At 44.7% G+C, this 7,938-nt stretch carries 10 protein-coding genes; all 10 read left to right on the forward strand.

What is annotated here, in order from left to right:
- The coding region (gene xseA, locus SPADD19_RS04135) for an exodeoxyribonuclease VII large subunit (protein WP_241496466.1) at positions 1-1,094 on the forward strand (1,094 nt) is incomplete at its 5' end.
- Positions 1,072-1,284 carry an exodeoxyribonuclease VII small subunit gene (locus SPADD19_RS04140; RefSeq protein WP_049483917.1) on the forward strand — a complete coding sequence of 71 codons (213 nt, stop codon included), beginning with the start codon at positions 1,072-1,074 and terminating at the stop codon, positions 1,282-1,284. The genes xseA and SPADD19_RS04140, both read left to right, overlap by 23 nt.
- On the forward strand, positions 1,281-2,156 hold the full coding sequence (locus tag SPADD19_RS04145; protein ID WP_061455305.1) for a polyprenyl synthetase family protein: 876 nt from the start codon (positions 1,281-1,283) through the stop codon (positions 2,154-2,156). Before SPADD19_RS04140 ends, SPADD19_RS04145 begins: the two co-directional genes overlap by 4 nt.
- Positions 2,149-2,967, forward strand: a complete 819-nt coding sequence (locus tag SPADD19_RS04150; RefSeq protein ID WP_061455306.1) for a TlyA family RNA methyltransferase — start codon at positions 2,149-2,151, stop codon at positions 2,965-2,967. The genes SPADD19_RS04145 and SPADD19_RS04150 overlap by 8 nt, the downstream gene beginning before the upstream one ends.
- Complete coding sequence (locus SPADD19_RS04155; protein WP_003006022.1) at positions 2,957-3,391, forward strand: arginine repressor; 435 nt, start codon at positions 2,957-2,959, stop codon at positions 3,389-3,391. The genes SPADD19_RS04150 and SPADD19_RS04155 overlap by 11 nt, the downstream gene beginning before the upstream one ends.
- A gap of 6 nt (positions 3,392-3,397) precedes the next feature.
- On the forward strand, positions 3,398-5,056 hold the full coding sequence (gene recN, locus SPADD19_RS04160) for a DNA repair protein RecN (RefSeq protein WP_061455307.1): 1,659 nt from the start codon (positions 3,398-3,400) through the stop codon (positions 5,054-5,056).
- A 20-nt stretch (positions 5,057-5,076) separates the two neighbouring features.
- Complete coding sequence (locus SPADD19_RS04165; RefSeq protein ID WP_061455308.1) at positions 5,077-5,805, forward strand: metallophosphoesterase; 729 nt, start codon at positions 5,077-5,079, stop codon at positions 5,803-5,805.
- Between the two features lie 89 nt (positions 5,806-5,894).
- Entirely contained in the window at positions 5,895-6,728 is an 834-nt protein-coding gene (locus SPADD19_RS04170) for a DegV family protein (protein ID WP_061455309.1), read from the forward strand.
- Positions 6,729-6,838: 110 nt separating this feature from the next.
- Entirely contained in the window at positions 6,839-7,114 is a 276-nt protein-coding gene (locus SPADD19_RS04175) for an HU family DNA-binding protein (RefSeq protein ID WP_003006038.1), read from the forward strand.
- 504 nt (positions 7,115-7,618) lie between these two features.
- Positions 7,619-7,938 (forward strand): Fur family transcriptional regulator (locus SPADD19_RS04180; protein WP_061455581.1); only part of this gene is annotated, 320 nt, incomplete at its 3' end.

Genomic DNA, 7,938 nt, shown 5'->3' on the forward strand with positions numbered 1-7,938 from the left:
AGCTTTATGAGCCAAGTGGGAGTTATTCCATTGTCATTGAAAAGGCTGAGCCAGATGGGGTAGGGGCCTTGGCCATCCAATTTGAGCAACTCAAGAAAAAGTTGACCGAAGAAGGGCTCTTTCAGGACCGGTGGAAGCAAGCTCTGCCACAATTTCCAAGAAAGATCGGGGTCATCACCAGTCAAAGTGGGGCCGTGATCCGCGATATTATCACAACGGTGAGCCGACGCTTCCCTGGTGTAGAGATTGTGCTCTACCCGACCAAGGTTCAGGGTGAAGGAGCTTCTAGTGAGGTGGTTGCTAATATTCAAAGGGCCAACCAACGGGATGATTTGGATGTTTTGATTATCGGTCGTGGGGGTGGTTCGATTGAAGATCTCTGGGCCTTTAATGAAGAAGCAGTGGTGCGAGCCATCTTTGAATCGCGGATTCCGATTATCTCCAGTGTTGGACATGAGACAGATACGACTCTGGCCGATTTTGTAGCAGACCGACGAGCCGCTACTCCGACAGCCGCTGCTGAATTGGCCACTCCAGTAACCAAATTGGATCTCTTGTCCCATTTACAAAAGCAGGAAAATCGCATGGCAACAGCGATGTCCAATCGCTTGGCCTATAATCGTGAACGCTTGGCCAAATTAAGTCAATCGGTTATTTTTAGACAGCCTGAAAGACTCTATGATGGCTACCTGCAAAAGATTGACCAGTTGCAATTGCGCTTGAAACAAGGAATGCGCGATGCTTATGGAGAAGGGGCCAATCAGCTGCAAGGTCTGCGTCATCGCTTAGAAGCCATGTCGCCTTTGCATCGCATCGAGCGCTACCAAGACCGCCTGCTCCAAGATAAGAGAATCTTAACCAACCGAATGGAACAAGTTTTAAAAGAGCAAAAAATCAAGGTGCAAAGCTTATCAGAAGCCCTCTTGATGCTCGATACCAGTCGGATTATTGCGCGTGGCTATGCCATGGTTAAGGAAGGAGATCAGGTCCTAGATTCGGTTGCGAAAGTAACAGAAGGGGACCCGCTGTCCCTCATCATGAGAGATGGCCAGTTAGAAGTAGAGGTAAAACATGTCGAAAGAAAAGAAATTTGAAGAAAATTTAGCAGATTTGGAAGCTATCGTCCAAAAATTGGAGAGTGGGGACGTGGCTCTTGAAGAAGCTATTACAGAATTCCAAAAAGGAATGAAGTTGTCAAAAGAATTGCAAGAGACCTTGGATCAAGCAGAGAAAACCTTGGTCAAGGTCATGCAAGCAGATGGTACTGAAGCGGATCTAGCATGAGACAAGAAGAAAAACGAAATAGAGTAGAGCAAGCGGTTCGCTCTTTTTATGAGGAAAAATCTGTTGCTCCCCATTTAGTGGAGTCGGTCCTATATTCGATCCAGGCAGGTGGAAAACGCCTGCGCCCCTTGCTCCTTCTAAAATTGTTAGAGGCCTTTGGACAGGAATTGACGGAGGCTCACTTTCAAGTAGCAGGGGCTTTGGAGATGATCCATACAGGAAGCCTTATTCACGATGATCTGCCTGCTATGGACAATGACGATTACCGTCGGGGGCAATTGACCAACCACAAGAAATTTGGAGAAGACTTGGCGATTTTAGCAGGCGATGCGCTTTTTCTCGATCCCTTTGGGATGATTGCTGCGAGTGCCCTTCCCGATGCGGTCAAGGTCTCTTTGATTCTTGAATTGTCAGATGCTTCCGGTAGTCGTGGAATGGTAGCTGGCCAAGTCCTTGATATGGAAGGGGAGCACAAACAGCTCACACTAGCAGAGTTGAAGACCATACATGCCAATAAGACAGGACGCCTCCTTGCCTATCCTTTTATCGCAGCAGGTTTGATTTTAGAGTTGCAAGCAGACATTGCTCAGCTCTTAAAAAAAATCGGGAAAAAATTAGGCCTGGCTTTTCAAGTGCGGGATGATATTTTGGATTTGGTCGCTGATTTTGAAGCTTTGGGTAAGACTCCTCAAAAGGACTTAGTAGCTGAAAAATCGACCTATCCAGCCCTGTTGGGATTGGAAGAATCAAAAGCTTTGCTGACAAGCGAATTAGACGCTTGCGAGGACTTGTTGGATCAGATTACAGCTGCTTGCGACTTTGATCCGCAAGCGATCAAGAAATTAATAGAAGGATTACGAATAGATGGCTAAGGAAAGAGTGGATGTATTAGCCTATAAACAAGGCCTATTTGATACCCGCGAACAAGCCAAAAGAGGGGTGATGGCAGGTCTTGTCGTTGCCGTTATCAATGGTGAGCGCTTTGATAAACCGGGTGAAAAAATTGATGAAGCAACCGAGTTGAAATTAAAGGGTGAAAAGCTCAAATATGTCAGCCGGGGCGGTCTTAAATTAGAAAAAGCACTGAACAAATTTGGTTTGTCTGTAGAGGGTAAAATTACGATTGATATTGGAGCTTCTACAGGTGGCTTTACAGATGTCATGCTGCAAAACGGAGCCAGCCAGGTCTTTTCGGTGGATGTCGGGACCAATCAGTTGGCCTGGAAATTGCGCAATGATCCTCGAGTGGTCTCGATGGAACAGTTCAATTTCCGCTATGCCGAGCCAGATGATTTTGAAGCGACACCGAGCTTTGCGAGTATCGATGTCAGCTTTATTTCCTTGGACTTGATTCTGCCAGCCCTTCACCGGATTTTGGCAGATAATGGACAAGTCGTGGCCTTGGTCAAACCTCAGTTTGAGGCAGGACGCGAACAGATCGGGAAAAATGGGATCATTAAGGATCCTAAGATTCATTTAGCGGTCCTTGAAAAGGTCGCTGCTTTTGCAGGGACACATGGCTTTGCGGTAATGGGAGTGGATTATTCCCCTATCCAAGGAGGCCATGGCAACATCGAATTTTTGATGTATCTAGAAAAAAAAGAAGAGAAAACAAAGCCGACTACAGAGCAGCTGGAGGCTGTTGTGGAGCTGGCACACAAGGAATTTAAACATGAAGAGTAAGAATATCAGATTAGAAAAAATTCGTCGCTTTATACGTGATCATGAGGTGGGGACCCAAGAAGAGATCGTCGAACATTTGAAAGAAGAAGGCATCTCAGCAACCCAAGCGACAGTATCACGGGATATCAAAGAATTGGGCATCGTAAAACGCCCTTTAAAAGATATGACTTATGTCTATGAATTGCCACGCAAGCATCACCAAGGAATCGGGATGATTGAAAGCAATATCTTGTCTCATCGCCGAATGGGTGAATATGTTAATTTCACCATGGTTCCGGGGACAGCGCCTTTAGTTAAACGTCGCTTGCGGGAGATTTATAAGGAGCATATCTTTAGTATTGTTGCAGATGATGACACGATCTTACTGATCGCCTATTCAGCTCCAGAAGCAGAGAATATCCTCAAATCAATCTTTGGGTGGTAAGAGCCTATGCTATTAGAAATTTCGATTAAGAACTTTGCCATTATCGAAGAGATTTCCTTAAATTTTGAAAAGGGAATGACGGTACTGACAGGGGAAACAGGTGCAGGGAAATCCATCATTATCGATGCTATGAACATGATGCTGGGAAGCCGTGCAACGACGGATGTCATTCGACACGGAGCCCCAAAAGCGGAAATCGAAGGTCTCTTCACCGTTGAGAGCAATCGACACCTGACAGCTCTTTTTGAAGAGCAAGGACTAGAGTGGACCGATGAATTGATCATTCGCCGAGAGATCTTGCAAAATGGACGAAGTGTCAGCCGGATCAATGGTCAAATGGTGAATTTATCTGTCTTAAAGGCAGTCGGCCAACACTTGGTGGATATCCATGGCCAGCATGATCAGGAAGAACTCATGCGGCCCCAATTGCATATCGCTATGCTGGATGAATTTGGGGATGCAGCCTTTTTCCAAACTAAAGATGATTATCGTCAGACCTTCGAAGACTACAAACGCCTGCGCAAACAAGTGGTGGAACTCCAGCGCAACCAGCAAGAAAACAAGGCTCGTATCGAGATGTTGGAGTTTCAAATCGCAGAGATTGAGGCAGCTGCCTTGGAAGTGGATGAGGACCTGCGTCTGGAGCAAGAACGCCAACGCCTGCTTAATCACAAGATGATTGCTGATACCCTAACCAATGCCTATACCATGCTGGATGCAGAAGAGTTTTCGAGCCTCTCCAATGTGCGCTCAGCCATGAATGATCTGGAAAGCATCGAAGAATATGATCCCAGCTACAAAGAGCTCTCAAGCCAGTTATCAGAAACCTTTTATGCCCTTGAGGATATTACCAAGCGCTTAGAAGATGTGGTTGATGGTCTGGAGTTTGATGGCAATCGTCTCATGCAGGTGGAGTCACGTTTGGATTTGATCCATTCTATCACCCGCAAGTATGGTGGCCAAGTCAAGGACGTCTTAGAATATCTGGCGCAAATTACTAAAGAATATAGTCTCCTCACTGGAAGTGACCTCTCATCTGAGGAATTAGAAAAAGAACTCAAACGTTTGGAAAAGAGTTTGGTCACCTTGGCTCAAGATTTGAGTGATCAGCGGCATGCCCTGGCCCAAGCTTTGGAAAATGAAATCCAGCAAGAATTGGCAGATCTCTACATGGACAAGGCGCGTTTTCAAGTACGTTTTAGCAAGGCTAAGTTTAATCGTGAGGGAAATGAAGCTGTCGAATTTTACATTTCGACCAACCCAGGTGAGGATTTTAAACCCCTTGTCAAGGTAGCATCCGGCGGAGAATTGTCACGCTTGATGTTGGCCATTAAGTCTGCTTTTTCTCGAAAAGAAGGAAAAACCAGTATCGTCTTTGACGAGGTGGATACAGGGGTCTCTGGGCGCGTGGCCCAAGCGATTGCAGCGAAAATTCATAAGATTGGTCAAAATGGCCAAGTGCTTGCCATTTCTCACCTGCCTCAAGTCATCGCTGCAGCAGATTATCAATTCTATATTGAGAAAATCAGTGATGAACACTCAACTGTCTCTACTGTGCGTTTGCTCAATAGAGAAGAACGAATCGAAGAAATTGCCAAGATGCTGGCAGGAGAGGATCTAACGGAAGCTGCCCGTCAACAAGCAGAGCAACTTCTCAAGCGTTAAGAGAAAGAAGGTTTGAAATAATGTCAAGATACTTTGTAGTCGGAGATATTCACGGAAAAGCACAAATGCTAGAAGAGCTCATGACAGAGTGGGATGGAAAAGCCCAATTGGTCTTTTTAGGGGATTTGATAGATCGAGGCGAAAACAGCAAACGATCGATTGAAATCGTAAAAGACTACGTAGACCATCACGGAGCTGTTTGCCTTTCCGGGAATCACGAGTACATGTTTTTAGCCTGGTTGGACAATCCAGAAGAGCGTTATGACCACTACCGAAGAAATGGTGGCGATACGACCATCAACTCTCTGTTAGGCCGGCCACTCGATGCTCCTGTAGATGGGATTGCGGATGCGCAAGCAGTAGAAAACGCCGTTCCTGACTTGGTGGCTTTCATCCGTAGTTTGCCTTTTGACTACGAGACAGAGACCTATTATTTTGTCCACGCTGGTGTGGATCTAACCCTTGAAAATTGGCGAGAAACCAGTGATTACCAAAAGGTCTGGATCCGAAAACCATTCCATGAAGCGGAGAATCATACAGGCAAATGGATCGTCTTTGGCCATACACCGGTCTATGGACTGCTCAATGAGCCAGTCGGCACCGAAAATCTTTGGATTTCAGATCGGAAGATGGGTGTCGATGGGGGTGCTGTCTTTGGTGGAGTCCTCCATGGATTGCTCTTGGATGATCAAGGTATTGTCCATGACCATGTCCTTCATAATACAGGTTTTTCTGCCGCAGACGACTGAGGAAGCAGGAATGGATATCTTTCACTGCAAAACCCCGTGTTTTTTGATATAATGAAAGCAGAACATTCTTAGGAAGAGTATAGAAATATATGGCAAATATTAAAATAGTTACAGACTCATCTATTACAATTGAGCCTGAAGTGGTTGAAGAATATGGCATCACCATTGTGCCACTTTCTGTTATGGTGGATGGAGTCCTTTATTCCGACAGTGAGTTGGGTGAAGGGGACTTCTTGCGCTTAATGCAGTCTAGTAAAAATCTTCCAAAGACCAGCCAACCACCCGTTGGAGTCTTTGCGGAGGTGTATGAAAAGTTAGCAGCAGACGGAGCTCATATCGTTTCAATTCATATGTCTCATGCCTTGTCAGGAACCGTAGAGGCGGCTCGTCAAGGAGCAACCTTATCAGGGGCAGAAGTAACTGTGATTGATAGTGGCTTTACAGACCAAGCCATGAAGTTTCAAGTGGTTGAGGCAGCTAAGTTGGCTAAAGAAGGAGCAGATCTAGACACCGTTTTAGGTCGTATTGAAGAAGTCAAAGAAAAGACAGAGTTGTATATCGGCGTATCTACCTTGGAAAATCTAGTTAAAGGTGGTCGGATTGGCCGTGTCACCGGACTTTTGAGCTCGCTTCTTAACATCCGTGTGGTGATGCAAATGAAGGACCATCAGTTGGAACCAATCGTCAAAGGACGTGGAAACAAGACCTTTAAGAAATGGTTGGATGAATTGGTAGAGAATCTTTCCCATAGTAAGGTGGCTGAGATCGGGATTTCTTACGCAGGGACACCAGAGTGGGCCAATGAAATGAAGGCTCAGTTGCAATCTCTCGTTGAAAAAGCAATCCCTGTTCTCGAAACTGGATCGATTATTCAAACTCATACAGGTGAGAATGCATTTGCAGTTTTGGTACGCTACGAATAAGCTGAATAAATGTTTGAAAAAACAGGTTTAGTACTTGACCTAAAGGCTTTTTTTAGATATTATAGTACTGTTAAGGCGTAAAGCCTAAAAAAAATTGGAGGATTTGTTAAATGGCTAACAAACAAGATTTGATCGCAAAAGTGGCAGAAGCTACAGAATTGACTAAGAAAGATTCAGCAGCAGCTGTTGACGCTGTATTCGCAGCAGTTTCAGAATACCTTTCAAAAGGTGAAAAAGTTCAATTGATTGGTTTCGGTAACTTCGAAGTTCGTGAACGTGCAGCTCGTAAAGGTCGCAACCCACAAACTGGTAAAGAAATCAAAATCGCAGCTTCTAAAGTTCCAGCATTCAAAGCTGGTAAAGCTCTTAAAGAAGCAGTTAAATAATTGCATTTTGAAAAGCCATCCTAGATTTCTAGGATGGTTTTTTTGTTGGACAGCTCTATAGGATAAGGGTATAATAGGAAAAAAGAAAGAGAGAAAAGACCATGCGATTCATTTTAGGCCTCTTTGCCTTGTTGTTTATCCGACCTATTTTGTATCTATTGAAAGGGCTGTGGTTCGTACTGGAATTTTGCTTTATGATCCTCGTGGTCAAAATTATCCTAGGAACCGTGCGCTGGATGACCAGTTGGATCGGTTGAGAGTAGATGAATCTATTTCAGGCTCGTGAATCAATGCCCATTGGACATAACCTCGCTTTTCGGTTTTCAGGCTCGTGAATCAATGTCCCCTGGACATAACCTCGCTTTTCCGTTTTCAGGCTCGTGAAAAAAATGTCCCCCCGGACATTTTTTTTAATTAAAAGCATTCTAAATAGTGATTTATTTTGAAACATGATATAATAAGGGTAACGAATCGATTAAATCATATTGGAAAGGGGGAATCATAGTGAACGCATTGCATCGTCATGAAGAAGAGCGCGTGGAAGAAGTCTTGCAAAATTTGCGTGCCAAGGGTATTCGGATTACCGATACCCGCAGAGCAGTTCTTTCCTATTTAGTGGCGAGTCATGAACATCCAAGCGCTGAGAAGATCTATCGCGATTTATTGCCTCAGTTTCCAAGCATGAGTCTAGCAACTGTCTACAACAATATCAAGGTTTTAATTGATGAGGGGGTTGTCTCTGAGATCAAGGTTCGCAATGATACCACGACCTATTTTGATTTCATGGGGCATGACCATTTGAATGTGGTATGTGAAAAATGTGG

Origin of the sequence: Streptococcus parasanguinis (assembly GCF_001578955.1) — a bacterium.
Classification (GTDB): Bacteria; Bacillota; Bacilli; order Lactobacillales; family Streptococcaceae; genus Streptococcus; species Streptococcus parasanguinis_U.

Bases quoted from the DNA above. Each gene is read 5' to 3' on its own strand.
- SPADD19_RS04140 (WP_049483917.1), top strand. From the start codon at position 1,072: ATGTCGAAAGAAAAGAAATTTGAAGAAAATTTAGCAGATTTGGAAGCT.
- SPADD19_RS04145 (WP_061455305.1), top strand. From the start codon at position 1,281: ATGAGACAAGAAGAAAAACGAAATAGAGTAGAGCAAGCGGTTCGCTCT.
- SPADD19_RS04150 (WP_061455306.1), top strand. From the start codon at position 2,149: ATGGCTAAGGAAAGAGTGGATGTATTAGCCTATAAACAAGGCCTATTT.
- SPADD19_RS04155 (WP_003006022.1), top strand. From the start codon at position 2,957: ATGAAGAGTAAGAATATCAGATTAGAAAAAATTCGTCGCTTTATACGT.
- recN (WP_061455307.1), top strand. From the start codon at position 3,398: ATGCTATTAGAAATTTCGATTAAGAACTTTGCCATTATCGAAGAGATT.
- SPADD19_RS04165 (WP_061455308.1), top strand. From the start codon at position 5,077: ATGTCAAGATACTTTGTAGTCGGAGATATTCACGGAAAAGCACAAATG.
- SPADD19_RS04170 (WP_061455309.1), top strand. From the start codon at position 5,895: ATGGCAAATATTAAAATAGTTACAGACTCATCTATTACAATTGAGCCT.
- SPADD19_RS04175 (WP_003006038.1), top strand. From the start codon at position 6,839: ATGGCTAACAAACAAGATTTGATCGCAAAAGTGGCAGAAGCTACAGAA.